This is a genomic window from Paenibacillus sp. FSL R5-0490 (assembly GCF_001956215.1).
In the GTDB taxonomy this organism is placed as follows: domain Bacteria; phylum Bacillota; class Bacilli; order Bacillales; family Cytobacillaceae; genus Cytobacillus.
Genome location: NZ_MRTQ01000006.1, coordinates 71,829 through 96,977, shown reverse-complemented (window position 1 = coordinate 96,977; position 25,149 = coordinate 71,829). Strand labels below are relative to the sequence as shown.

Below are 25,149 nucleotides of genomic sequence, written 5' to 3'. Positions count from 1 at the left end.
TTTCCCTCCATCGACATATTTTTGAGTTCTTTACCTATTCTAGCGAAAATTGTCAAATTTTCCAACCCGTTAAAAGCAAGAATAGTCTAAAATACCTGTAGAAAATAATGGTAAAAAAAGAAGAGTACACATTGGGTGTACTCTTCAGCCATTTATCAATATTCATCTTCCTGCTGATCGGCATCGGTTTGCCAGGTTTCATCCTCAGCTGTATAACTATCCGTACTGTTGCCTAAGGTATCATTAAGTTCATAGCTTAGTTCATAAATGGAATCTTTATCAGGAATGTAATAATATACATCATCGATATATTTATCATATCCCTTTAAGGTTAAATTCTCGATGTTTGTATTCTTGATTTTTGAATAAAGTTTGACGAAACTTGCGAATTTAGAAGGAGGGATGTTTGTTTTCACATTTGCTCCTAAATCCTCCATGATGTCATCGATTTTTGTAATCGTGCCGAAAGAAGTCCCTTTATTGACGATTGCTTTAATGACTTGCTGCTGCCGTTCATTTCTTCCCATATCGCCTTTAGGGTCTTTCTTTCTCATTCTTACATATGCTAATGCTTCATTTCCATTAAGTTCCATATTTCCTTCGTAATAAGTCTTCCATTTTAAACTGTCGGTCAGCTGTGCTTTGAAGGTGAATGGAACATCGACATCAATTCCGCCTAACGTATCGACAATATCCTCAAAGCCATCAAAGTTTGTTGTAATATAATAATCAATTGGAACATCGAGAAGCTCATTTACTGTGGTAATGGTTGATTCTATGCCCCCATTGCTGTATGAATGGGTAATCTTTGTATTATATCCGACTTCAGGCACGTATGTCCGTGTATCCCGCGGGATGCTCAGCATTTTTACTTCTTCTGTTTGAGGATTTACGGTGACGAGCATCAGGACATCAGATCTCTCTCCGCCTTCCTGATCTTCAATCCCCACTAACAGGATGTTAAAAGGATCCTTTGAAATTTCCACTTCTTCGGACCGGTGATTCGCAATTTTATCACTGTCCAGTTCCTGATATATTTCACTTGTTGCTTTATTGGCACTATATATTAGATCGTATGCCAGGAATGTTCCTCCTCCAATAATCGTAAGAAAGAGGGCAAGTATTATGACACGCCAAAAGCGTTTTCTTCTAATCTTTCGTTTTCTCGATCTCGAAACAGACATTTTATCCCTACTTTATAAATGGTTTGGAAAGGAATTAAGTTTCTTGCAATAGTTTATTTTACCGAATTAAAATCCCTTCGTAAATAAATGTTGAAAATTATTTTTCCTCTTCTAAATATAGCTGTTCACCCTGCGAAATTTCAGCCTGTCCATTGGTCAATTCAGTGATCCATTCGGAAAAACTTTCTGTTTGGCCTTCTTCCACATATGTCAGTAGTTCAACGCGATCTAAATAAAGGATTTCCTTTAGTGTAAAAGTGGAAGACCGCAGCTCGTTCTCAAGCTTTCCGAGCCAGGTATAATCTGCTTTTGCATGCATGATGCGCATCAATTTTCTTTCAACAACCCCAACCGCACTAATGCCATCGGAGGTTGCTTTCCCATAAGCCCGGATCAGGCCGCCTGCACCTAATTTTATTCCGCCGAAGTATCTGGTTATGACAACAGCTGTATCTTTAAGCTGTTTTTTTTTCAAAACTTCAAGTATCGGAACTCCTGCTGTACCGCTGGGCTCTCCATCATCATTTGCTTTTTGGATCTGATCATTTTCGCCAATTAAATAGGCTGAGCAATTATGTGTGGCGTTCCAATGCTTCTTTTTAATATCCTGAATAAAATTTTGGGCTTCAGTTTCAGTTTCTGTTCGTGCTATATGAGCAATGAACCGTGATTTTTGAATAATGATCTCATGTTCACCTGTACCTTTGACTGTTAAATAACGGGGCAGCATTTCTGCAGCTCCTTTCAATTGAAATACAAGTTCCATTATAAAACGACAATAATCGATAAATTTAGATTTCAAGTGATTGTAATGAAACTTTAATATAGGTAACTTTTAGAGATGGTATAATAGGAAATATTCTCATTGGGAACTCTATTATGAAATAATTGCTGTATAAAATTCAGTAAAAAGGTTTACCATCCATATATATAGGATATAAGACACGGGTGAGAAAAACAAGATTGAGTCTTTTTATCGATTTTTTGCCTTATTGGCATAGTTTTCATGATACGGATATAGTAACCTTTCCTATTACAAGCTACAATATATGGCAGATATAATAGTTAAGAGAGGACTTGCTTCCTTCTGGAGGTTCCATATGAATATTAAGAAGTTTGATTCAAAAACCCTTGATCTTATATTGCAAAAGATAATAGACACTGTTGGGACGAGCAAGGATGAGATCTTCAGAATTGGCGAACAATGCAGAAAAGATTATGAAACCCTTACTGAAGAGCTTAGAGATGTTAAACACTTAGTGATTAAAACCATTGATGCAGGCGATCAGCTTGAGATTCAAACTAAGTTTGCCCGTAAACGGCTGTCTGAAGTCAGCATGCATTTCAAGAACTATACCGAATTTGAGGTTCGGGATGCTTATGAGAAGGCTCATCAGCTGCAGATGGACTTAACCATGAACAGGCAGCTGGAAAAACAGCTGCGTGATCGCAGGGATGACATTGAAAGAAGGCTTCTGGGTGTCGGTGAAACAATTGATAGAGCAGAATCACTTGTTTCACAAATTTCCGTTGTCATGAGTTATCTCACAAGTGACCTGAAGCAAATGGGTGAAATCATAGAAGATGCAAAGGTTAAGCAGGAATTCGGCTTAAAGATAATAGAAGCTCAAGAAGAAGAGCGGAAAAGATTATCAAGGGAAATCCATGATGGTCCTGCACAAATGATGGCTAACGTTATGATGAGATCCGATTTAATTGAAAGGATTTATAAAGAACGGGGCGGAGCTGAGGCAATTACAGAAATTAAAAGCCTCAAAAAAATGGTCAGAAGTGCCTTATATGAGGTGCGGAGGATCATTTACGACCTGCGTCCAATGGCACTTGATGATTTGGGGCTGGTGCCTACCCTCAAAAAATACCTGCAGACTATCGAAGAATATCACAGTACCACTAAAATCAGGTTTTCCAATCTTGGAGAAGAAAAAAGGCTTCCGTCTCAATATGAGGTCGCACTTTTCAGGCTGATTCAGGAATCTGTTACAAATTCACTGAAGCATTCAGAGGCCACCGAGATTGTCGTGAAATTGGAGATTAATAAGGCAAGGGTAGCTGTTATCATTAAAGATAATGGCAGAGGATTTGATATCCGGGAAAGAAAAGCGGAGTCCTTTGGGATTATTGGAATGAGAGAGAGAGTCGAGCTTCTTGAGGGGCAGCTTTCCATCGATTCCAAACCGGGAAAAGGCACGGTTGTCATTATCCAGGTACCTTTGAACTTGTAGAAATTATAAATAGAGAAACCATTTAACCGGAGAATTTGGGAGGCGAAGCAATTGACTACAAAGATTGTCATAATTGATGACCATCAATTGTTCAGAGAAGGGGTAAAACGCATCTTAGATTTTGAAAGATCATTTGATGTAGTAGCAGAAGGTGACGACGGGGCTGAAGCGATCACTTTGGTGGAAGAGTATAATCCTGATGTTGTCATCATGGACATTAACATGCCGAATGTGAATGGTGTGGAAGCAACTCGCCAATTAATTGAAAAGCATCCTGATTCAAAGGTCATCATCCTTTCTATCCATGATGATGAAAATTACGTTACACATGCGCTGAAAACAGGCGCGAGCGGCTACCTGCTGAAAGAAATGGATGCAGATGCCTTAGTTGAAGCAGTAAAAGTTGTAGCAGATGGAGGATCTTACCTGCATCCGAAGGTTACACATAATCTTGTCAATGAATACCGGCGCTTATCCGCTGTAGGAGCAGGAAGCAGCGGCGGCTACTCATCACAGATTGAAATCCGACGTCCGCTTCACCTGCTGACGCGCCGCGAATGTGAAGTCCTTCAGCTGCTTGCTGACGGAAAAAGCAACCGTGGAATCGGAGAGGCTCTTTACATCAGTGAAAAAACCGTTAAGAACCACGTCAGCAACATCCTGCAGAAGATGAATGTAAATGACCGTACACAAGCCGTAGTAGTAGCGATTAAGAATGGCTGGGTGGAAGTGCGATAGTATTGGTGACAGGCACCACCCGAATTTTGTTGAAAAAGCACGCAGATGGTTTTATACCATTGCGTGCTTTTTACTTTATCAGGGCAGCGGCTGCAATTTGGAAGATCGTCTTCGTATCAGAAGACCTCTTCTTAGCCTGATTGACCATTGAGATCAGCTCTTCAAGCTCTTGCGGGGATGCGCTGTCTATCAGCCAGGAGGCAAGTTCCGTCCCGCTTAGGGAGTGATTAATGTTTGGAACTTTAATGTTTTTGTATTTGCTTAATTCACTATTCAATAAGTGGTGAAGTGTATCGAGAGTATATTTACCGGAGTGGGCTTTGCCTGTAAAAGAAGTGTTATTTTTCAATTGTTACAGCTCCTTTACGAAATGAAGACACAAAAGGAATTTTACCATATACACTATCTTTATATGAATGTGAAAATATACCAGTTTTACAACTTGGGCACAAAGGAGCACCCAATAATCTTAATGCATTTTTACCCGCTATCATATAAAATGGAACATACAGTAGGAAATAAGATAAGGATGGTACTTCTATTTATGAAAACGGCTGTTGTAACGGATAGTACAGCATACATTCCTAAGAACTTAAGAGAAAAGTTAAATATACATATGATTCCGCTGAGTGTTATTTTTGGCGGTGAGACGTACCAGGAAGAAGTGGAAATTACGGCTGAAGACTTTTACGAAGAAGTGAAGCACAAAGAGCTCCCAACTACTTCACAGCCGCCGGTTGGCGAGTTTGCCGAGCTGTTTGAGAAATTATCGAAAGAGTATGATGCGGTGATCTCGATTCATCTGTCGAGTGGCATCAGCGGCACGTTTCAAGGGGCGGTCACCGCCGGGAGCATGGTGGAGGATATTCAGGTGTTTCCGTTTGATTCCGAAATCAGCTGTATGGTGCAGGGCTTTTATGTGGTGGAAGCTGCTGAACTGGCTGCTGCAGGGAAGAGTCCACAGGAAATCGTGGAACGGCTTGAGGAAATGAAAAAAAGCATTCGCGCTTATTTTATGGTGGATGACCTGTCGCATCTTCAGCGCGGAGGACGTTTGTCCAGTGCACAGGCCTTGATCGGCAGTCTCCTCCAGGTGAAGCCGCTGCTTCATTTTGAGGATAAGAAAATTGTTCCGTTTGAAAAAATTCGCACCCGGAAAAAAGCGATGAAGCGGATGGTTGACCTTTTCTGGGAAGATGTGAAAAGCGGTGAGCCGTATCAGGCGGTGATTATCCATGCCAATCGTGAAGCGGAAGCGCGTGATTGGAAAGCTGAGCTTGAAGCGGAATATCCGAATGTGGAATTTATGATCAGCTACTTTGGCCCGGTTATTGGAACCCATTTGGGCGAAGGCGCGATGGGGTTTGGCTGGGTGAAGAAGTGATGTTTGCGCCATTCTATGGGATGGCGCAGATTTTTTTGGGAGGGGTGATGTGGATTTGTAAATAGATTAAGGATTCCTGCAAATAGAAAGTTTGATGTTGCAAATAGAGAGCCTAAATCTGCAAATAGATCCGGGAACTTGCAAATAGAACCGTAATACTTGCAAATAGACAGATAAACTATTTAGTCCAGAGGTGAACTAATTGAGATTTACTCCTGAAATGACCCCCTATATAAAAGATTTTCCTCCTGAAAGCCACCAGATATCCTCGATTGAAACCATTCCGGAGCCGCTACTCAACGAAAACTACCCATTCAACAGAGATCTTCAGCAAATCCTCTACGGAAAACAGCTCCTACTCGAAAATCTCCCGAATCCACTCAATGAAATCCATCAGCACTATGAAAATGGATATATTACCTACCGAAAAGGGATAAATAAGGCTAAGAACAAGACAAGTTGTGCCCGCTGCGGCAATCAAGATCGATCACTGTTCGCAGATTTTCCCTGTGCCCGCTGCGGAGAGGAAGAATGTACTTACTGCCGGAAATGCATCATGATGGGCAGAGTCAGTGAGTGCACGCCTCTGATTGGCTGGAGCGGACCTGAGCCAGCTCAGGTGCTGACCGAAAATCCGCTCATATGGACAGGCACCCTCTCACCCGGCCAGCAGCATGCCTCCGATCAGGTTAGACAGACTATAATCGAAAATAAAGAGCTCCTCGTCTGGGCAGTCTGCGGCGCAGGGAAAACGGAAGTTCTGTTTGAAGGAATCAGCACCGCCCTCGCCTCCGGAAAAAGAGTGTGCATTGCCACTCCGAGAACAGATGTTGTGCTCGAGCTTGGTCCGCGGCTTCAAGCAGTCTTTCCCGGCATCCAGGTGGCTGTCCTCTACGGAGGAAGTGAAGACCGCCATCTTCAAGCACCCTTAACCATCGCCACCACGCACCAGCTGCTCCGATTTTACAAAGCTTTTGATACAGTCATTCTGGATGAAGTGGATGCCTTTCCTTATACAGCAGACGAGAGCCTTCAGTATGCTGTCCGCCAGTCCCGCAAAGAACATTCCTCGATGGTTTATCTCACAGCTACCCCAAATCAAAAATGGCAGAATGAATGCCGGAGCGGGAAGAGGGGATTTGTCACCATCCCGGCCAGATATCACCGCAACCCCTTGCCTGTTCCATCCTTCAAATGGTGCGGCAATTGGGAGAAATCTCTTAAGAAGGATAAGCTCCCGCCTGCAGTCACCCAATGGATCAAAAAGAGGCTGGATAATCAGAAGCAATGCCTGCTCTTCCTCCCCAAAATCGATAAAATGGAGAAAGTCCTCACCCTCCTCAGTAAAATCTATCCTAAAATCCAAGCAGTGCACGCAGAAGACCCAGAGCGAAAATCCAAAGTCCAAATGATGCGCAACAAGGAAATCCCCATGCTTCTCACCACAACCATCCTGGAAAGAGGAGTTACGTTTCCTAATATTGACGTAGCTGTTTTAGGCTCTGAAGACCGAATCTTCACCGAAAGCGCTTTAGTCCAGATCGCCGGCCGGGTCGGAAGAAGTGCTCAATTTCCAGGCGGAGATATCACTTTTTTCCATTACGGTAAAACCGACAGCATGGTCAAAGCACGAAAGCAAATCCTCCATATGAACGCTGAAGCCAAAAAGAAAGGATTGATCGATTATTAACTGTTTAATTTGTCATGAAGAAATTGTCTCAGCTGTCAGCTGGTCTACTCTCTGGTCACGGCCGCAAGATCATCATTTATGCCAAGTCTGCACAGATAAACTCCCATTTATCAGAGGAGAGACTTGCGCTAAATGCAGCCGGCCATTCAGCACTTTAGAGCCCCAATTTCGGGAAGGCGATACTTGTAGTGATTGTGTAAGGTGGAATCGTGATCCAGAGTGGTCAGGGATGCTTGATAAAAACCATTCTATTTTCACCTATGATGCCTTTTTGAAAGAGACACTCGCCCGGTATAAGTTCCGGGGAGATTATGTTATGGCCAGAGCTTTCTCTCCTTTTATAAGGGGAAAGCTGGAAAATATGAAATTCGACTGTCTCGTTCCGATTCCTTTAAGTCCTGAAAGGCTGTATGAGCGCGGATTTAATCAGTCTGCTGCACTCATCCTTGAGGCAGGCTTTACACCGGCAGAACTGCTGCAGCGAATCCATTCTGAGAAGCAATCCAAGAAATCGCGTCTTGAGCGGATTCATCATCATCAGGTCTTCGAGCCGCTCAATATTAATATTGAAAATAAAGTGATTCTACTAATTGACGATATTTATACTACCGGCTCCACTTTATACCATGCGGCAAAGGTGTTGAAAACAGGCGGTGCAGCTTCAGTATTGTCACTTACACTGGCGAGAGGGTAGTTTTTCAGCGTAATTTTTTGGTCGCAGTGTTAATAGGTAATAAATCCTATGTTAAAATATTCTAAACAAGTAAAATTTATAGATAAGAATACCAGGCTTCGGTCGGGGAACCGCGGGCCTGCGTTCAGTTGCTTTATTGGGAGAGGATGTAGTGAAGTCATTGGCTGAAGATAACAGTGATATAGTTGAATATAACATCCATAAAACGGAATTTATGAAAATAAAAAATAACCTCAACCAGGCACAGAAGATCGCAAACATCGGAAGCCTGGAGTACGATGTGGAAACTGATAAAGGTTTTTGGTCTGATCAGCTGTTCCGGATTTTTGGCCTGAACCCTCAAAAAGACTTATTTCCAGACTATCAAATGTATTTGAGCTACCTTCATCAGGATGACCGGCCGGCATTTGTAGAGCAGTTTAGCAGGCTGCTGAATGAAAAAGAAAGTGTGGATTTGATATGCCGGATAACCAGGCAGGATGGAGAGGAGCGATATATTCACCATCGTGCAGATTATTTTGCAGATCAAGATGGATCGCCCAAGATCATTGCCACGATTCAGGATATAACTGAAAAACGGCACATGGAAGAAAAACTTTATGAAAACGAGCGGAAAATTGGACAGATATATGAAAATCTTGATGTGGGCATTTATTCTGCAGATTTACTGGAAAGAAAGGTTCTTCATTTTTCGAGAGGGGTGGAAGGGATTTTCGGCTACACGGCCGAGGAGTTTATTGCCGACTTCGATTTGTGGAACAATGTAATCCATCCGGATGATGTGCAGGCGGTAGAGGCTGAGCGGGAGAAACTTCTGAATGGGAATAGCATCCGCTATCAATACCGGATTGTTCATAAGTCCGGTGAGTTAAGGTGGGTTAATCATCATAGCATCCCGCACCTGAATGATAGGGGCGAGCTTATCCGGATTGATGGATTTGTAACAGATATAACCGAACAAAAATGGCTTGAAAAAAGAATGAGGCGTATGGCTTTTTATGATCATCTAACCGACCTGCCAAACCGCCGGTACTTTGATCAGAAGCTCCAGAGTCTTATAGAAGTTGATGCACATAAGAGATTTGCGGTTTTATTTTTTGATCTGGAGCGGCTGAAGCAGATTAATGATACCTTCGGCCACTCTGCTGGAGATGAACTTCTCAGGCTTGTTTCACAAAGAATTAAAGAGAGGGTAAATTATTTTTCAGCAAGAATTTCCGGTGATCAGTTTGCGGTCATTATGGAATCTGTTCAGGAGGGGGAGGACCCTGCACTGTTAGCAGATTCTATCAATCTGATCTTCTCTGAATCGTTCCATATCAACAGCTTTGAGCTAAATATCTCTCCCTCCATAGGCATAAGTTTATATCCGGATAATGGGAGCACAGCTGATGAATTGGTCAGAAATACGGAATCTTCCCTGTACCATGCCAAGCAGAAAGGGAATACCCGATTTCAGGTGTACCATCCCTCCATGGATATTGAGTCTTATAAGCTTTTTACGCTGGAACAGGATATGCGGAAGGCACTTCAGGATGACGAGTTTTTTCTTGAGTACCAGCCAAGAGTTGATGCGAAAACACGGAGACTAGTTAGTGCGGAAGCTTTATTAAGATGGAATCATCCTGAATGGGGCAGGGTCTCTCCGCTGGAGTTTATACCCGTTGCAGAAGAAACGGGTTTAATCGTAGATATTGGTGAATACGTGATAAGGAAGGTATGCAGGCAGATTCATTCCTGGAAGGAAAGCGGGCTGCCGATTGTTCCGATATCCGTGAATATCTCTCCGCTGAGCTTTTTGAAAAGCTGTCTTGTTTTCACGATAAAGACCGCATTGGACGAGAATCATCTGGACGCGTCACTGCTTGAGATTGAATTGACGGAATCTTCCCTAATCAATTACTCAGAGAACGTGATAGCGGTGCTTAAGGAATTGGGTGAGATGGGAGTGAAAATTGCGCTGGACGATTTTGGGACAGGCTACTCCTCCATCACGCAGTTAAAGAAATATAAATTCGATGTTTTAAAGATTGATAAAACGTTTATCCGGGCAATGGATAAAAATGCGGAAGATGCCATCATTACCGCCAACCTGATCTCGCTTGCACATGGGCTGAATATGAAGGTGGTAGCGGAAGGTGTAGAGACCTTTGAGCAATTCTACACTTTAAGGAAAAATGAATGTGACCAAATACAGGGGTATCTTTTCAGCAAGCCGATTCCGCCTTCCGCCTTTGAGCAGAATCTGTTAATTGGCACCCTGAAGCCGCGGGATATTAAGGAAGACAATGTGTTTAAAGGTTTGCGCAAGTATGTCCGGGTCGAGTTTCCCTATCCGCTGGAGGCGGACATGACCATCTTAGAGCTTAACAGCAAGCCTGTCAAAATGGGCAGCACGAAGATCCTGATTGAAGATATGAGTGCAGGCGGAGTGAAATTTGTATCAAAGATGAAACTCCCTGTGAGGAAAGATATCATTTTATTAATTGAGACCAAGCTTTCAGGAGAGGATCTTTCCTATACCGGAACGATTGTCCGAAAAGCTGAGATATCAGATGCTCTGACTATTTATGGATTTCAATTTATTATCGAAGAGGCACCAAGAGCGGAATTGGCGGGTATGCTTGATGTTTTGCAAAATCAGTTCGAGCAAGACCTCCCCGTTCCCGAATCTCGATTCATAGAAACAGCCAGCAGCCAGCAGTACTTCGAATAACATTTTTCTATAATTATCCTATTCTTCGAGCTATAATAATTTCATCACAAACTGAGAGAGGAAGAAATCATATGGCTGAGTTATCTAACTGCCCGAAATGTGATGCGATTTATGTAAAAAATCAATTCCGCGACGTTTGCCAGGACTGCTGGAAAGAAGAAGAAAAGGCATTTGAGACGGTTTACCAGTTTATCCGGAAGAGGGAAAACAGGACAGCGAAGATGATGGAGGTTGTCGAGGCGACCGGAGTCGTGGAGGAACTCATCATCAAATTCATTAAAACCGGCCGATTGAAGCTGGCACAATTTCCTAACCTAGATTATCCCTGCGAGAAATGCGGGACAAGCATCCGGGAAGGCAAGCTGTGCGGCAGCTGTGCAGTGGAACTGAGGAAGGATCTTCAGCAGTTTACAGCTGAAGAAGAACGAAGGAAAGAAGCAGCCCAGCGAGAAAAACAAGGCACTTATTTTGCCGTAAATGATAAAATTAATAGGAGTTTTTAAGCTATGTGGCCCATTCACATAGCTTTTTCTATAGGCTTATTGATGTGTTTATTGCCAAAAATAAATTAACATTTAAACAAATTGCCGCATTAGCCGATAATAAACTTAGGGTAAAATTGACCGGAAAGAAAGAGAGGGGTACACATGAAAATCAATAATTTTGGTCCTTCAGGCGTGAACCCATACAAACGCCAACTGAACAAGCTTGAAAATGCAGGAAAACCAGCCAGAACGGCATCAGATAAAATTGAAATCAGCTCCACTGCAAAGGAAATGCAGCAGGTATCACAGCTGAGTGAAAACCGTAAAGCAAAAGTAGAAGAGCTTAAAATCCAAGTAGAGAACGGTACTTATAAAATCAACCCAAAAGAAGTAGCGAAAAGCATCGCTAATTTCTATACGAAAAAATAATGAGGAGGGGATGGCATGTCAGCCGAAGCACTTACTGCATCGATGGAGAAACTGCTTAAGCTTCATAAAAGCCTATTTGAACTTGCAGTTAAAAAAACAGACATTATTAAAACCGGCGACATGGACGCCCTGAATCAGATGCTGAAGGATGAGCAGGCTCATATAGCGGCTATCAGCCGGTTGGATAAAGAACGGGAGAAAGCGGCCAATTCCATCGCACCTATGCTCGAAAGCCCAACAGTATCAGATTGTTTAAATATCCTTACGCAGCCTGACCGACTAAGGCTGGAGGCAATCACGAATGAGCTTGCGGAGCTGGTTTATGAACTGAAAGAACAGAACTTCCTAAACCAGCAGCTTGTTCACCAATCCCTTCAGTTTGTGAATGTATCTATGAATCTATTAAGACCGCAGCCTGAGAATATAAATTACGGCCCGCCTGCCAGAAAGAAAACTGAAAAAATGAATCCAGGAATTTTCAACTCGAAAGTGTAGCAGAACGGAGGAACAAACATGCGTTCAACTTTCATGGGACTTGAAACGGCCCGCCGCGGCATGTTCACCCAGCAAAGTGCTTTATATACAACAGGTCATAATATTTCAAATGCGAATACGCCGGGATACACCAGGCAGCGCATTAATTTCGCGCAAACCGAGCCTTATCCCGGCGTTGGCATGAACCGTCCGCAGATACCCGGTCAAATGGGAACAGGTGTTGAGGCGGGAACAGTTCAGAGAATAAGAGAATCATTCCTGGATCTGCAATATAGAACCGAAAACACCAAAATGGGCTATTATGGTGCCATGAGCGAGTCCCTCACCAAGATGGAAGAAATCATAAATGAACCGTCTGAGAATGGATTGCACAGTACCCTGGAAAAGTTCTGGAATGCCCTGCAGGATTTATCAAGCCATACTGAAAACACCGGAGCTCGGGATGTGGTGGCAGCCACCGGGCAGATGGTTGCGGATACGCTGAATTATTATCATAACTCCCTGTCGCGTGTTCAAGAGGATATTGGCAATCAGGTTGCCGTGAAAGTGGATGAAATTAACGCGATCGTTGCGCAAATTGATCATCTGAATAAACAGATTGCCTCAGTTGAACCTCACGGATACATGCCAAATGATCTGTATGATGAGCGGGACTTATTGGTAGATAGTCTTTCGCAATTGGTTAACGTGAAAGTGAGCGGTGTGGTCCCGAATACATATGGAGATGCCAAACCGATGGCAGCGGGCCTCTATAATATCGAGATTGTCCAAAAGGATGGAAAATCCTATAATCCGCCTATCAGCCTCATTTCCGTAACAAAAGAGAACGGCATTGTGGGCACTAACAAGGTAGAGCTTGAAAAAAGCGAAGAGAGCGGACTTGTAACAGGATTAAAGATTGGACCCACTTCCTTTACACAGTTTGAGACTTTATCAGGTGAACTATCCGGTTTAATTAACAGCTATGGTTATGAAGCAGGTGGTTCCGCTAAGGGTGCTTACCCTGAAATGCTGGAGAAGCTGAATAGAATGGCGTCTGCTTTTGCCAAGGAATTCAATGAGATTCATAAGAATGGATATGCCCTTGGAGCAGATACTATCTCCGGATTGGACTTTTTCGAGTTTGATGAAGAGAACCCGGCACAAAGCATGAAAGTGAATCAAGCACTGCTTAATGACTCATCTAAAATTGCCGCGGCAGCCGAAAAAGGCGGAGCATCAGGTGATAACAAAAATGCTCAGCTGCTGGCTGATTTAAGAAAGAAAAGCTTTAGTGATTATACATCATTGACAGATGATGAAAAATCAAAGCTGAACGGGAGCCTGGATTCCTATTATGCAGGAATTATTGGACGGTTAGGCGTAGACTCTCAGAGTGCTAAAAAGGATTTAAAAAACTCCGCCGTGCTGGCAGATTCAGTAGACCGGAACAGGCAATCCGTCAGTGCAGTCTCATTAGATGAAGAAATGACCAATATGATTAAATTCCAACATGCGTACAACGCTTCGGCCCGCAATATCACTGTGGTCGATGAAATGCTCGATAAAATCATCAACGGCATGGGCGTTGTAGGCAGATAAAGGGTGAAATAAAGTGCGTGTAACACAATCGATGCTATCAAATAACATGCTTCGAAATTTAAGCAACAGCTACAGCAGGATGGACAAGCTGCAGGATCAAATTTCTACACAGAAGAAATTTACCAAGCCTTCCGACGACCCGGTTGCTGCAATGATGGGGATGAACTATCGTACGGACTTAAATCGGATTCAGCAGTTTACCCGCAATATTGGGGAAGTGAGAAACTGGGTTGACAGTACCGATGATGCTTTGGATAAAGGTGTGCTGGCTCTGCAGCGAATTAGGGAACTTACTCTCCAGGCAAGCAATGGCACGCTGGAAGAAGATCAGCGCAAAGCTGTTGCTGAAGAGGTGAAACAGCTTAAAGAGCATTTGCAGAATCTTGGAGATACACAAGTGGGCGGAAAGTATATTTTTAATGGCAATCAGACAAATGTACGGCCATCTGAATCAGGCTTTCAAAGTGGGACCATTGAGCTTGAGGTTTTTTCAGGTATAAAGATTCCTGTTAACACTGAAGGAAAGGCTCTATTTGGAGACATGCTCAGTGACGAGGGAGATATCCAAAAGCTAATCACAGCGCTTGAAACGAATGATCCAGCCGTTGGGGATATGCTTGAAAGTGTTGATAAAAACATAGATAATTTCCTGTCTGCCCGTGCCCTGATTGGTGCCAAACAGAATCGTGTCGAACTAATGGAGGATCGCCTTTCCCAGCAGGAAGTCTTCTCGACAAGAATCCTTTCAGATAATGAAGACATCGATATGGAAAAAGCCATCATCGAGCTGACAACCCAGGAAAGCATTCACAGAGCAGCACTAAGTGTTGGGGCAAGAATCATTCAGCCGAGCTTAACCGACTTTTTAAGATAATCAATGAAAAGCTATCCATAGGAGATAGCTTTTTTTCATAAAAGAGGTGTCAAACATGAACGTGCCGCAAATCAGGCTGGAATCTAACTTTATCAAGATGGGATTAACAATAGAAAAACCGGTGCAGGAAATCGAACAGCCCCCAGCCGCCCAATCCATCCAGCAGCCTAAAGCCATCCTGGAAATCGAAACAATCCCGGGGAAGCTTACAATCGACCAGACAAAAGCACGCGAGGACGTCGACCTTAAAAGTGTCGGCAGAAGGATAGAGGAATTTGCCCAAAACGGGTACCAGGATTGGCTGAAAGGGCTGGAGAGAAGAGCTGCACAGGGAACAGAGCTCATGAAAATTGAAAACGGCGGCAACCCTATCGCCTATCAGGCCAAAGGAAACAGTGAGGGTCCTCCCCTGCAGTTCAATATTGGCTGGGTGCCATCTCATAATAGCGTAAGGATTCAATACGAACCTGCAAAAGTAAACATTGAGGCTCAGCCGCAAAAGCCGAAGATTGATGTTGAAATCAGAAAGCCGGTACATAACTATACGCCAGGTAAAGTCAGTACAGAGATTATTGAGAAAAATAGCCTAAGCGTTGATTTTATCAGTCTAACAATATAGCAATGAGGTGAAAAGATGAATATTCAAACAAAGTTTCATGGTGAGCAAGAAATTAATAAGGATGACATTATATATTTTCCATCCGGGATACCGGGGTTTTTAGAAGAGAGGGAATTTTTTATTCTCCCTCTTGAAGGAACAGATTTATTTGTACTGCAGTCAGTCAAAACAACTGAGGTGGCATTTATTGTTACAGATCCATTTGTTCTTTTTCCTCAGTATGAGTTTGATTTGCCAGAAGAGACATTGGGAAAATTAGAAATCCAATCAGCTAAAGATGTGGCAACCTTTGCGATTTTGACAGTAAGGGATCCATTTGAGGAAACAACCGCTAATTTGCAGGCCCCTTTGGTCATTAACCAAACAAAAAAAATAGGCAAACAAATTATACTTAATCAAACACCTTATAAGACCAAGCATAAAATCATGACACCTCAAGAACAGGGGGAGAGATAATGCTTGTACTTACAAGGAGGCTGAAAGAATCGATTATGATTGGTGATGATATCGAAATCTCTATCCTCTCTATCGAAGGCGACCAGGTAAAGCTGGGAATCAGTGCACCGAAAAATGTGGATATACATAGGAAAGAAATTTACCTATCCATTCAGCAGGAAAACAGCAGTGCAACGCAAACAGAAGCAAGTGCAATTGAAAGTTTGAGCAGCTTTTTTAAAAAGATATAAAAATTTTTTCCAAACCATTAAACACCTGTCAAAATAAGTCGATATAACCATTGTAAAGCCGAACAGCAAAAAGGCGGCCGACTTTTCTGTTGTTTGGTAAACAAACCACATGGATGTGGGATATATAACTCAAGGAGGAAATAAACAATGAGAATTAATCATAATATTGCGGCGTTGAATACTTATCGTCAGTTGAATAGTGCTTCAAATGCACAAGGTAAGTCAATGGAGAAGTTATCTTCAGGTCTTCGTATTAACAAAGCTGGAGATGACGCTGCAGGTCTAGCCATCTCTGAAAAAATGCGTGGGCAAATTCGTGGATTGGATATGGCTTCCAAAAACTCACAGGATGCAATTTCAATGATTCAAACTGGTGAAGGAGCATTGAATGAAACACACTCTATCCTTCAACGTATGCGTGAATTGGCCGTTCAGGCTGGTAACGATACAAATACAGGAGCAGATAGAGGTCAACTTCAGAAAGAGGTTACTGATTTAATTGCAGAAATTGATAGAATCGCAACAACAACTCAATTTAATACCCAAAATTTATTGGATACTACAGGTGGTACTACAGGGAAATTCACTTTCCAAATTGGTGCAAACAAAGACCAAAAATTAGAAGTAACATTTGCGGATATGCAGTCTACTGCTTTAGGTGTAAATGGTCTTACTATTTCTACTGACCATACTGCTGCTACAGGAGCAATTGATACGATTGATAAAGCAATCGCCAAAGTTTCAGATGAACGTTCTCAGCTAGGTGCAAAACAAAACCGCTTAGAGCACACAATAAACAACTTAAACACGTCTTCTGAAAACCTAACTGCTGCGGAATCTCGGATCCGTGACGTTGATATGGCGAAAGAAATGATGAACCAAACAAAGAACTCAATTCTTTCACAAGCAGCACAGGCTATGTTGGCTCAAGCTAACCAACAACCGCAGGGAGTACTTCAATTACTTCGCTAATTAATTTAAAAGAAGGAGCTTAATATTAAGCTTCTTCTTTTTTAAATGAGGAGCTTATAATGAAAGAAAAAACACTTCATCCAGTTTATATGAAAGATTTTAAATGTATAGGTCCTGAATGTGAGGATACATGCTGTGCGAGTTGGACAATTTCAATCGATAAAAAGTCATATAAAAAATACAAAAAGATTGCAAATCCTAGTTTTCAAAAGAAGTTTAAAGAAGGTATAAAGAGAATTAAGGATTCTAATAATTCAAATGAAAATTATTATGCAAAAATGAAATTAGATGAAAAAAGTCAGTGCAGTTTTTTAACAGATGATAAATTATGTGGGATACAGCAGCAATTCGGAGAGAGTTATCTCTGTCATACATGTTCAGTGTATCCAAGAATAATTAACAAATTAGATGATAATATTGAAAAGTCTGGTACGGTATCTTGTCCAGAAATTGCTAGATTAGCATTATTAAATAAAGAAGGAATCCAATTTGAAATTATCGAAGTGGATAAACCTTATCAGAAATATAACGGTGAACTTCAATCAAACGATTTTAAGTTAAATAGTTTAGAACACAATTATTGGAATATCCGTTTCTTTATAATAGAAATTCTTCAGGAACGAAGCATAAAATTATGGGAACGTTTATTATATATAGGGTTGTTTGTACAGAAAATACAGTCTGAGAATTATACAACTAAAAGTGAACTTAATAATCTAATTTCTACATTTAAATATAATTTAGTTAATAGTAATGTATCAGATTTATTTAAACAGATTCCTGTTAATATGGAAACACAATATAAGATTTTAAAACTGATTGCAGAGGCAAGACAAATAGAAGGAATTAATCATCCAAAATTCCAAAAGCACTATAATGATTTTTTAAAAGGAATAAGTTATTCTTCTTCCCGTCATGACTCGGAAAATTTACAGGATTATAAAGAAGCCTTGAGATTTTACCTAGAAATTGAGAGAGAAATTGAATATATATTTGAAAATTATTTGGTCAATTACGTCTTCCAGACAATGTTCCCATTGAACACTGATGGAAATTATATGAGGGAATACAGTTATCTTATATTACATTATGTGTTAATTAGATTGCATCTTGTTGGAATAAAAGCAAATTTAGAAGGAAACTTTAATGAGTATGAGATTGTTTCATTTATTCAATCCTTTTCGAGAAACGTAGGTCATAATAAGGGGTACTTACAGAAAGTATATAAATTTCTAGAAGAAAATTCCTTAAATAATTTAGGTTCCTATACAATATTATTAAAAAACTAATTAACAAAAATGGTGATATTTAAAAAAGTATACATCAGAAAAAAATCCCTAATCGTGATTTTTACCATGCAAATAACATTACATTGGTGCCAGCTCTATGTATATATGGATGAAGATATAGTCTATTCTGTCATCGGAAGATACAGTCGCAAAGCAAGCGAATCAAACGAGGAGTTCTACAACTTCTTCGTTAATTTAACTAAGCATAGGACCCTAGTTTATCTGGGGTCTTATGTTTTTGGTTTTAAAGTCTCATTCATTTAACTCTGGAGGGAGAGGAATCAATTGGAATCAAGTCTATACATTAAAAGTGAACAGTTTGACCCGAAGAATCGGTGCCTGTCCCCACATACGGTAATGAATTAAAGAGGATGGTTTCCTACTCTTTAATGGTTCTAATAAAGGATCTCCCCCGCAATATCACAATATTCTCTCCGCCTAATTTCCCTCTCAACATTTCTGCTTCCCTTCCGATATAAAAACTAAGAAATACATTTAATATAGGTAGGGGATTTTCATGATCGATCGGTTATCATCTCAACACATGCCTCTTACACCTAGATTTTCTAATAATAATGAAGTAAATAATGAGTTTACAAAAAAAGAATCTAATATACTCGAACAGCCAGCACGTAAACATGTTGAACCACTGAAGGAAGAACAGCTAACAGAAGTAGTCGATAGCATGAACGAGTTCTTACAAGCTTCTCACACTTCATTAAAGTTTGTTCTTCACGAAGAGTTAAATGAATATTACGTAACACTAGTTGATGACCTAACCCAGGAAGTAGTAAAGGAAATCCCATCAAAAAAAATGCTGGATATGTACGCAGCAATGACAGATTTTGTTGGACTGATGGTAGATAAGAAGATTTAAAGGAGGAGTTCTCATTGGTTAGAATCGGAGGTCTGGCGAGCGGTATGGATATTGACCAGCTTGTATCAGATCTAATGAAGGCAGAACGGATGCCTCTTGATAAATTAAAGCAGAAGAAACAAGTGTTAGAATGGCAGCGGGATGATTATCGTGCAATGAATTCATTACTATTGGACTTTAGAAGTGAATTGACTCAGATGAAACTGACTACACGTTATCGCTCCCGTCTGACAACTTCTTCAAATGAAGCAATGGTAACTGCCACAGCTAGCGGTGCGGCCAGTCAGTCTTCTTACTCGATTTCGAAAGTAACACAGCTGGCAAGTGCTGAAACTCGAGTGAACGGCGGCAGCATTTCTGCGGATGGGAAGTCCATAGACCCAAGCAAAAGCCTATATGCACAGGAAAGCAGTCTTATGTATAAAGGCAATCATACAGATTCAAATGGAAACACTGTCGCGAGTGCGTGGAAAAATGGTGCCGTTTTAACTAAAAATATTGATGTGACCGATCCAGCTGCTATTAGCTTCGGAGATATGTCCAAAGTGGATCTAAGTGAACTCAGCTCGTGGAGTGTAAAGGTTAATGGGGCAGGGCTTAATGCGCTGAGTGAGGCAGAATTAACTGCGGCGAACCGTCCCTTAAAAGAGAATGAAGTGCTGGTAAAAGATGATGGAACCCTGCAATTCGGCAAGGAACTTGCAAAGGGAAGTGTCATTAAGATTGATTATGTGGCTACTGAACGGACGGGTTCACACGCTATTTCAAGCAGCACTTCTTCCATTCAATTGGCACAAGGTGCCTTGAACGAAGTGAAAAGCATTAAGATTAAGGAAACCACTTCCGGAACGACCACTGAGAAAACTTTTTCAATGGGCAATATCGTGAATGGAGAAAGAGAAATACTCGATGATGCGAATAAAGTGGTAGGCACCCTTAACTACGAAACAGGAAAAATCACGTTTAATGCTGATATGCAAAAACCGGCAGAGGGATCTAGTACAACGGTGAGTCTGGAGATTGCATATGACCACAAATACACTGCTTTTTCAGTCGATACCTCAACCTCTAAAGGAGAGCGTCATGACTCCTTCCTTATTTCAGGCACTGAGTCTCTGAATAACGTCATCAGTAAAGTTAATGCTTCAAGCGCTGGTGTCAACATGTTCTTTGACAGTGCTACTGGCCAAATGACGATGACTCGCACAGAGACGGGTGATTTTAATAAAGACGGGGCTGAGATCACGACAAGCGGCAGCTTTCTAAATGATGTTCTGCGCTTTAAAGGGGCTGCGGTCAAAGAAGAAGGTAGAAACGCTGAATTTGTGATTAACGGATTGGCTACCAATCGGAGCTCAAATACATTTGAAGTGAACGGTGTTACCTTCACTCTTAAGCAGACCTTTGAAGATCAGCCGGTCAGCATTAATGTCAGCAATGATTCCACAAAGGTTTTTGACAATATTAAGGCATTTGTTGATAAATACAATGATATGATCGATAAAATTCAGAAAAAGACTGGTGAAGAGCGCTATAGAAGCTATACCCCATTAACCGATGAGCAGCGTGAGCAACTATCAGACAAGCAGCAGGAGCAATGGGAGGAGAGAGCTAAAAGCGGTCTCCTGCGCAAGGATTCTACGCTCCAGTCTGTTTTATCGGGGATGCGGATGAACTTTTACCAGCCTGTATCGAATGATCTTGTTTCTCCGCTTTATAATCAGCTGGCCAGTATCGGCATTAAAACGACCAGCAATTATTTAGAAGGCGGAAAGCTTGAAATTGATGAAGCTGCCCTGAAAAAGGCAATCGAAGATGATCCTGTGTCTGTTGAGAATCTTTTTAGAGGGGAAGGGCAGACAGACGGACAGAGAGGGATTGCCCACAGGCTATATGATACGGTGAACGCTGCAATGGATAAATTGAAGACAAAAGCCGGAAACAGCTTTTCAACCAATCAGCAGTTTACCATCGGCAGGGAACTGAATGATGTGGGCAAGCGGATTGATAGTTTTGAAAATAAATTAAAGCAGGTTGAAGACCGCTACTGGCGCCAATTCACCGCCATGGAAAAAGCGATTCAGCGTTCCAATGAGCAATCCATGTTCCTTATGAACCAATTTAGCGGGGGCATGTAAGAAAAAGGAGTGTTACAAATGGCAGTAAGCAATCCATATCAATCCTATCAGCAAAACTCAGTGAATACCGCATCTCCGGGAGAGCTGACGCTGATGCTGTATAACGGCTGCCTAAAGTTTATTCATCAGGCAAAGAAAGCCATTGAGGAAAAGAATATTGAAATGAAAAACACCAATATCCAAAAGGCTCAATCTATTATTCAGGAGCTGATGGTTACATTAAATATGGACATCGAAGTTTCTAAAAATATGATGTCATTGTACGACTTCATGAATCGCAGATTAATGGAAGCTAACATTAAAAATGATGCTTCCATACTGGATGAGGTAGAAGGCCTGGTAACTGAGTTCCGGGATACGTGGAAGGAAGTCATCCAGGTGAACCGCCAGAAGCAGTTCTCGCAGGGCGGTACAGTTTAGTGAGTTCAGTACAAACCTTCTATGATGCAACACAAAAGCTAATAGCATTACTTGAAGATACCGGGCTTGACCGTGATGCGAAAATCAGTCAGGTTGAAAGCCTGCTTGAAAACCGCCAGCAGGCAATGGCTGGCATGGCTCCTCCATATTCAGACGCCGAAAAGGACTTGGGAGCCAGGCTCATCAGCCTGAATGCAAAAGTCACCCAGCTCATGACAAGGGAAAAGCTTTTTATCCAAAAAGACATCAAAGACTTAAGCATTAAAAAGGAATCAACCGGAAAATATGCTAATCCCTATCAATCCATGGCAACGGATGGCATGTTTTATGATAAAAGAAAATAGGTGACTAACATTGTTGACTTTGACCGAAGACCAATACCTTTTCCTGAAGGAATACAGCGATCTTTTATATACCATAGATGAAGCATTCGATTATATCGTAAAAAGCTTTAGCGATTTCAGTAAAACAGAGGGAGAGCGGCTTCTCGGTGATATTTTTCAGGCGTTTCCTAAAGTTGCTTCAGCCCATGAACAGCTTAGCCAGCTTGTTCGAGACAATCAGCCCATGCTTAAAGCAATCGCTGATATCAGTACAGTAGCTGATCAGGCTGAACTGCTTATTCAGAACTTCGATGATCTGCCTGTTAGACAGGAAATCATTTCGAAAAAGCTCTATCCTGCATTTACGCAGTGGCATAATAATATTCAGCAGGAGTTAAATCCATATATCCAATCCTGAATAAGGTTAACAGTCCCGGAGGTGTTCACTTGGATATCCCCTTAATGTCTATGATCTTATCCCAAGGCCAGGTCCAGCAGCAGGCATCCATCTCAGTCATGAAAAAAGCCATGGACCAGGCAGCAGGAAATGCAGAATTCATTAATAAGATGATGAGCGGGTCTCAGGTACAGGCTCTCCAGCACGCAGCCCAGCCTCATTTGGGCGGACATATTGATATAAAAGGATGAGCAGTGAAATCAGCTGCTCATTTTTTTATATAAGTCACCAATTCGACAAATATTCTCAATCTTTTTACCAGTTTCAGCAGGAGTTTTTAGGGGTAAAATAGAAATATAAATACATAGTCTTAATATACTTTTAAGACTAGGCATTTCCTTTTCAGACATTACTGGTGATTTTCACAGTAAACGCTAATGAAAGGGTTGTCATTGTATAATGAGAAGGAGGAGTTCACGTATGAATTACAACATTCGTGGTGAAAACATTGAGGTAACTCCAGCAATTAGAGAGTACGTAGAGAAGAAAATTGCGAAGTTAGAAAGGTATTTTACTGAAACTCCTGATGCAAATGTACATGTAAATTTAAAAACGTATAACAATAACCGTTCTAAAGTGGAAGTAACGATTCCGATGCCGAACCTGGTTCTTCGTGCAGAGGAAGATCATGATGATATGTATGCAGCGATTGATCTGATTACCGATAAATTGGAGCGTCAAATCCGCAAACATAAAACAAAAGTGAACCGCAAATTCCGTGAAAAGGGCAATCTGACTGCTGTGTTTGCAGCGCTTGAAAATGAGGCAGAGCCACCTGAACTGGACGAGGAGGATAACGATCTTGAAGTTGTCCGCCAAAAGAGCTTCGATCTGAAGCCGATGGACAGTGAAGAGGCGATCCTGCAGATGAACATGCTGGGCCACAGCTTCTACGTGTTCACGAATGCCGAGTCTAATTTAACAAATGTAGTGTACAAGCGTAAAGACGGCCGCTATGGTCTGATTGAAGCACAATAATAAAACGTGAAAACCCCGCTGCTGAAGCGGGGTTTTCGTTTGGTGCGGATTCACTATTGGGCTATTTGCAGGAATTGGCCTGCTATTTGCAATTTCGCTGTTCTATTTGCAGATATCAAGCTCTATTTGCGAAAATCGCTCTTCTATTTGCAGGTTTCCTCGATCTATTTGCATCGTTCACATCTTCACCTAAAACGACACTGCCAAAAACCCCCTTAAACCGTAAACTTCTCCAATTCCCTCTCCATCACACCGGTCATTTCTTTCAGCTGCTCCACCTTTACCATAACCTGCTCAAACGCGCGAAGCTGTTCTTCAGTAGAAGCTGAGATTTCCTCAGTCCCGGCAGCTGTTTCCTCGGTTACTGCCGAAATGTTCTCCACAGCGCTAATGACCTGCTGACTCATATCACTGGAGCTCTTCATATCTTCAACCAATTTCTCCAAATGGCTGTGTATGCCGGATACATGTGCAGAGATGGTTTCAAAGACTTGTTCCGTCTCACTCATCGATTGGGATTGCTCTTTTGAAAGGGCATGTCCCTGCTCGGTGGCATTGTAAATATGGCTGATTCCATTTTGGATATTGCTGACCATTGATGCAATCAGATCGGTTGCTTTTGATGAAGAATCAGCAAGCTTCCGGACTTCTTCTGCCACAACCGCAAATCCTTTTCCGGCTTCACCGGCACGGGCTGCTTCAATCGCTGCGTTTAATGCCAGCAGATTAGTTTGATCCGCAATTTCTTTCACCGTGTTAGCTGCCCCTTCAATTTCCTTGGTGAACTGGGCAAATTCACTGACTGAACTTCTAATATGGTTGGACGAACTGGAGATTTCGTCAGCAAGCCTCATTTGTTTTTCTAAAGACACCCGTCCTTGGTGAACAGATTCCAATGCCTGTGTACTTTGCACAGCACTCTCGGCACTCGACTGATGGACAGCGGAAAACTGCTCACCCATCACACTCATTAATTCAGCGGTTGCCTGAACGTCTTCAGAGATGGCCTGGCTGCCTCTCGCCAATTCGTCCGTTGAAACAGCCACCTGACTGCTGCTTTCATTTAAGCTGTGCATATAGGAAGCCACATCCCCGGCAAATCCTTTTACATTCTGGCTGACCTCTTCAATGGATTGCACGGTTCCTTTCAGGTTCATAACCATTTTCGAAAAAGCTTCCGTTAGTTTATCCACTTCATAGCGGCTGTTCTCTTTATAGATGAGCCGTGATAAGTCTGCTGTTAAATCGCCCTCTGAGATTTTCTCTGCTTTTTCAACAATGGCATTGATTGGCTTTGTAATTCCTCGGGCTGCCATCCATGAGAATACAGCCGATAAAAGAATAAGCAGAGCGCTTCCTATAAGGGAAGAATTCGTGATAAAGGCGATTTTCTGGCTGGTTTGCTGAAGAATGCCTTCATACCATTCATTTGTGCGCTTTTTCAAAAGGTGCATATCATTTAAAATGCCGGAAATCCGTATGCTCTGGCGCTTGATTTCCGCTTTGTTTCCCTTGTTGAAAGCTTCAGTGGAAACTTTCGATAGCTCAGCATACTTTCCTTCAATGCTTCCGATGATTTTTTTATGCTCAGGAACTGTGGCAACCGAAGAGAGGGAAGTCAGGTTTTCCTGAACTTCTGTCATCATGGTTAGTGCCTGGTCCTTGTTGGCATCACTTGAATTGTAGGTGTAATTGGCAAGCGATTGGCTTGTCACCACCAGGCTTTGCTCCAGGTCCTTCACTTTCAGAAGGAGTTCCACATCATCTTTGGCAGAGCTTTGAATGTTCAGTGTTTGGTAAATGATAAAGCCAATCATGCTGACCGAGAGTGCGAGCGGGATCAGCGTGACAATAATGAGGCGTTTTCGTAATGTCAT

The 25,149-nt window shown here is 41.9% G+C and carries 27 protein-coding genes and 1 pseudogene; 24 read left to right on the top strand and 4 right to left on the bottom strand.

The window, feature by feature from the left end; all coding sequences use genetic code 11:
• Positions 1-155: 155 nt before the first annotated feature.
• Positions 156-1,184, bottom strand: coding sequence for an LCP family protein (locus tag BK139_RS06535; protein ID WP_076257546.1), 1,029 nt, complete (start codon positions 1,182-1,184; stop codon positions 156-158).
• Positions 1,185-1,281: 97 nt separating this feature from the next.
• Entirely contained in the window at positions 1,282-1,914 is a 633-nt protein-coding gene (locus tag BK139_RS06530; protein WP_076257545.1) for a YigZ family protein, read from the bottom strand.
• 370 nt (positions 1,915-2,284) lie between these two features.
• On the opposite strand from BK139_RS06530, the gene BK139_RS06525 reads away from it, so the two are divergent.
• Both BK139_RS06525 and BK139_RS06520 read left to right on the top strand, forming a co-directional pair.
• Positions 2,285-3,427: a sensor histidine kinase gene (locus BK139_RS06525; RefSeq protein WP_076257544.1), complete on the top strand. Its 1,143-nt coding sequence runs from the start codon at positions 2,285-2,287 to the stop codon at positions 3,425-3,427.
• 51 nt (positions 3,428-3,478) lie between these two features.
• Positions 3,479-4,165 (top strand): response regulator, encoded by a 687-nt coding sequence (locus BK139_RS06520; RefSeq protein WP_076257543.1) that lies wholly within the window; start codon positions 3,479-3,481, stop codon positions 4,163-4,165.
• 70 nt (positions 4,166-4,235) lie between these two features.
• Here BK139_RS06520 and BK139_RS06515 read toward each other — a convergent pair whose 3' ends face one another.
• The gene (locus tag BK139_RS06515; RefSeq protein ID WP_076257542.1) at positions 4,236-4,514 is read right to left on the bottom strand and encodes a hypothetical protein; all 279 of its coding nucleotides are present in this window, start codon (positions 4,512-4,514) and stop codon (positions 4,236-4,238) included.
• 195 nt (positions 4,515-4,709) lie between these two features.
• Between BK139_RS06515 and BK139_RS06510 the strand changes: the two genes are divergently transcribed.
• From BK139_RS06510 to hpf, 22 genes and pseudogenes are all read left to right on the top strand, one after another.
• On the top strand, positions 4,710-5,549 hold the full coding sequence (locus BK139_RS06510) for a DegV family protein (RefSeq protein ID WP_076257626.1): 840 nt from the start codon (positions 4,710-4,712) through the stop codon (positions 5,547-5,549).
• A 220-nt stretch (positions 5,550-5,769) separates the two neighbouring features.
• On the top strand, positions 5,770-7,239 hold the full coding sequence (locus BK139_RS06505) for an ATP-dependent helicase ComFA (RefSeq protein WP_076257625.1): 1,470 nt from the start codon (positions 5,770-5,772) through the stop codon (positions 7,237-7,239).
• Positions 7,232-7,426, top strand: a pseudogene (locus tag BK139_RS24545) (double zinc ribbon domain-containing protein); the annotation flags it as partial. The gene BK139_RS06505 and the pseudogene BK139_RS24545, both read left to right, overlap by 8 nt.
• Before the next feature lie 129 nt (positions 7,427-7,555).
• Entirely contained in the window at positions 7,556-7,933 is a 378-nt protein-coding gene (locus tag BK139_RS24540; RefSeq protein WP_353615005.1) for a ComF family protein, read from the top strand.
• Positions 7,934-8,084: 151 nt separating this feature from the next.
• Entirely contained in the window at positions 8,085-10,649 is a 2,565-nt protein-coding gene (locus tag BK139_RS06495) for an EAL domain-containing protein (protein ID WP_076257540.1), read from the top strand.
• Between the two features lie 71 nt (positions 10,650-10,720).
• A complete protein-coding gene (locus tag BK139_RS06490; RefSeq protein ID WP_076257539.1) occupies positions 10,721-11,152 on the top strand; it encodes a TIGR03826 family flagellar region protein in 432 nt (143 codons plus the stop codon).
• A gap of 144 nt (positions 11,153-11,296) precedes the next feature.
• A complete protein-coding gene (gene flgM, locus BK139_RS06485; protein ID WP_076257538.1) occupies positions 11,297-11,563 on the top strand; it encodes a flagellar biosynthesis anti-sigma factor FlgM in 267 nt (88 codons plus the stop codon).
• Positions 11,564-11,578: 15 nt separating this feature from the next.
• Positions 11,579-12,058: a flagellar protein FlgN gene (locus tag BK139_RS06480; protein WP_076257537.1), complete on the top strand. Its 480-nt coding sequence runs from the start codon at positions 11,579-11,581 to the stop codon at positions 12,056-12,058.
• 18 nt (positions 12,059-12,076) lie between these two features.
• The gene (flgK, locus tag BK139_RS06475; protein WP_076257536.1) at positions 12,077-13,639 is read left to right on the top strand and encodes a flagellar hook-associated protein FlgK; all 1,563 of its coding nucleotides are present in this window, start codon (positions 12,077-12,079) and stop codon (positions 13,637-13,639) included.
• A gap of 13 nt (positions 13,640-13,652) precedes the next feature.
• On the top strand, positions 13,653-14,513 hold the full coding sequence (flgL, locus tag BK139_RS06470) for a flagellar hook-associated protein FlgL (protein WP_076257535.1): 861 nt from the start codon (positions 13,653-13,655) through the stop codon (positions 14,511-14,513).
• A 55-nt stretch (positions 14,514-14,568) separates the two neighbouring features.
• Complete coding sequence (locus tag BK139_RS06465; RefSeq protein WP_076257534.1) at positions 14,569-15,132, top strand: DUF6470 family protein; 564 nt, start codon at positions 14,569-14,571, stop codon at positions 15,130-15,132.
• 15 nt (positions 15,133-15,147) lie between these two features.
• Positions 15,148-15,588: a flagellar assembly protein FliW gene (gene fliW / locus BK139_RS06460; protein WP_076257533.1), complete on the top strand. Its 441-nt coding sequence runs from the start codon at positions 15,148-15,150 to the stop codon at positions 15,586-15,588.
• On the top strand, positions 15,588-15,818 hold the full coding sequence (gene csrA / locus BK139_RS06455; protein WP_076257532.1) for a carbon storage regulator CsrA: 231 nt from the start codon (positions 15,588-15,590) through the stop codon (positions 15,816-15,818). The genes fliW and csrA overlap by 1 nt, the downstream gene beginning before the upstream one ends.
• A gap of 147 nt (positions 15,819-15,965) precedes the next feature.
• Positions 15,966-16,790: a flagellin Hag gene (gene hag, locus BK139_RS06450; RefSeq protein WP_076257531.1), complete on the top strand. Its 825-nt coding sequence runs from the start codon at positions 15,966-15,968 to the stop codon at positions 16,788-16,790.
• A gap of 59 nt (positions 16,791-16,849) precedes the next feature.
• Positions 16,850-18,079 carry a flagellin lysine-N-methylase gene (gene fliB, locus BK139_RS06445; protein WP_076257530.1) on the top strand — a complete coding sequence of 410 codons (1,230 nt, stop codon included), beginning with the start codon at positions 16,850-16,852 and terminating at the stop codon, positions 18,077-18,079.
• A 517-nt stretch (positions 18,080-18,596) separates the two neighbouring features.
• Positions 18,597-18,956: a flagellar protein FlaG gene (gene flaG / locus BK139_RS06440; protein WP_076257529.1), complete on the top strand. Its 360-nt coding sequence runs from the start codon at positions 18,597-18,599 to the stop codon at positions 18,954-18,956.
• A gap of 14 nt (positions 18,957-18,970) precedes the next feature.
• Positions 18,971-21,094 (top strand): flagellar filament capping protein FliD, encoded by a 2,124-nt coding sequence (fliD, locus tag BK139_RS06435; protein WP_076257528.1) that lies wholly within the window; start codon positions 18,971-18,973, stop codon positions 21,092-21,094.
• Positions 21,095-21,112: 18 nt separating this feature from the next.
• On the top strand, positions 21,113-21,514 hold the full coding sequence (gene fliS / locus BK139_RS06430) for a flagellar export chaperone FliS (protein WP_076257527.1): 402 nt from the start codon (positions 21,113-21,115) through the stop codon (positions 21,512-21,514).
• Positions 21,514-21,858 (top strand): flagellar protein FliT, encoded by a 345-nt coding sequence (gene fliT / locus BK139_RS06425; protein WP_076257526.1) that lies wholly within the window; start codon positions 21,514-21,516, stop codon positions 21,856-21,858. Before fliS ends, fliT begins: the two co-directional genes overlap by 1 nt.
• 13 nt (positions 21,859-21,871) lie before the next feature.
• Positions 21,872-22,255 carry a DUF8042 domain-containing protein gene (locus BK139_RS06420; RefSeq protein WP_286148091.1) on the top strand — a complete coding sequence of 128 codons (384 nt, stop codon included), beginning with the start codon at positions 21,872-21,874 and terminating at the stop codon, positions 22,253-22,255.
• 29 nt (positions 22,256-22,284) lie between these two features.
• A complete protein-coding gene (locus BK139_RS06415; RefSeq protein ID WP_076257524.1) occupies positions 22,285-22,485 on the top strand; it encodes a YjfB family protein in 201 nt (66 codons plus the stop codon).
• 229 nt (positions 22,486-22,714) lie between these two features.
• Positions 22,715-23,272 (top strand): ribosome hibernation-promoting factor, HPF/YfiA family, encoded by a 558-nt coding sequence (gene hpf / locus BK139_RS06410; RefSeq protein WP_048009852.1) that lies wholly within the window; start codon positions 22,715-22,717, stop codon positions 23,270-23,272.
• A gap of 215 nt (positions 23,273-23,487) precedes the next feature.
• Here the strand turns inward: hpf and BK139_RS06405 are convergent, their stop codons facing one another.
• A complete protein-coding gene (locus BK139_RS06405; protein WP_076257523.1) occupies positions 23,488-25,149 on the bottom strand; it encodes a methyl-accepting chemotaxis protein in 1,662 nt (553 codons plus the stop codon).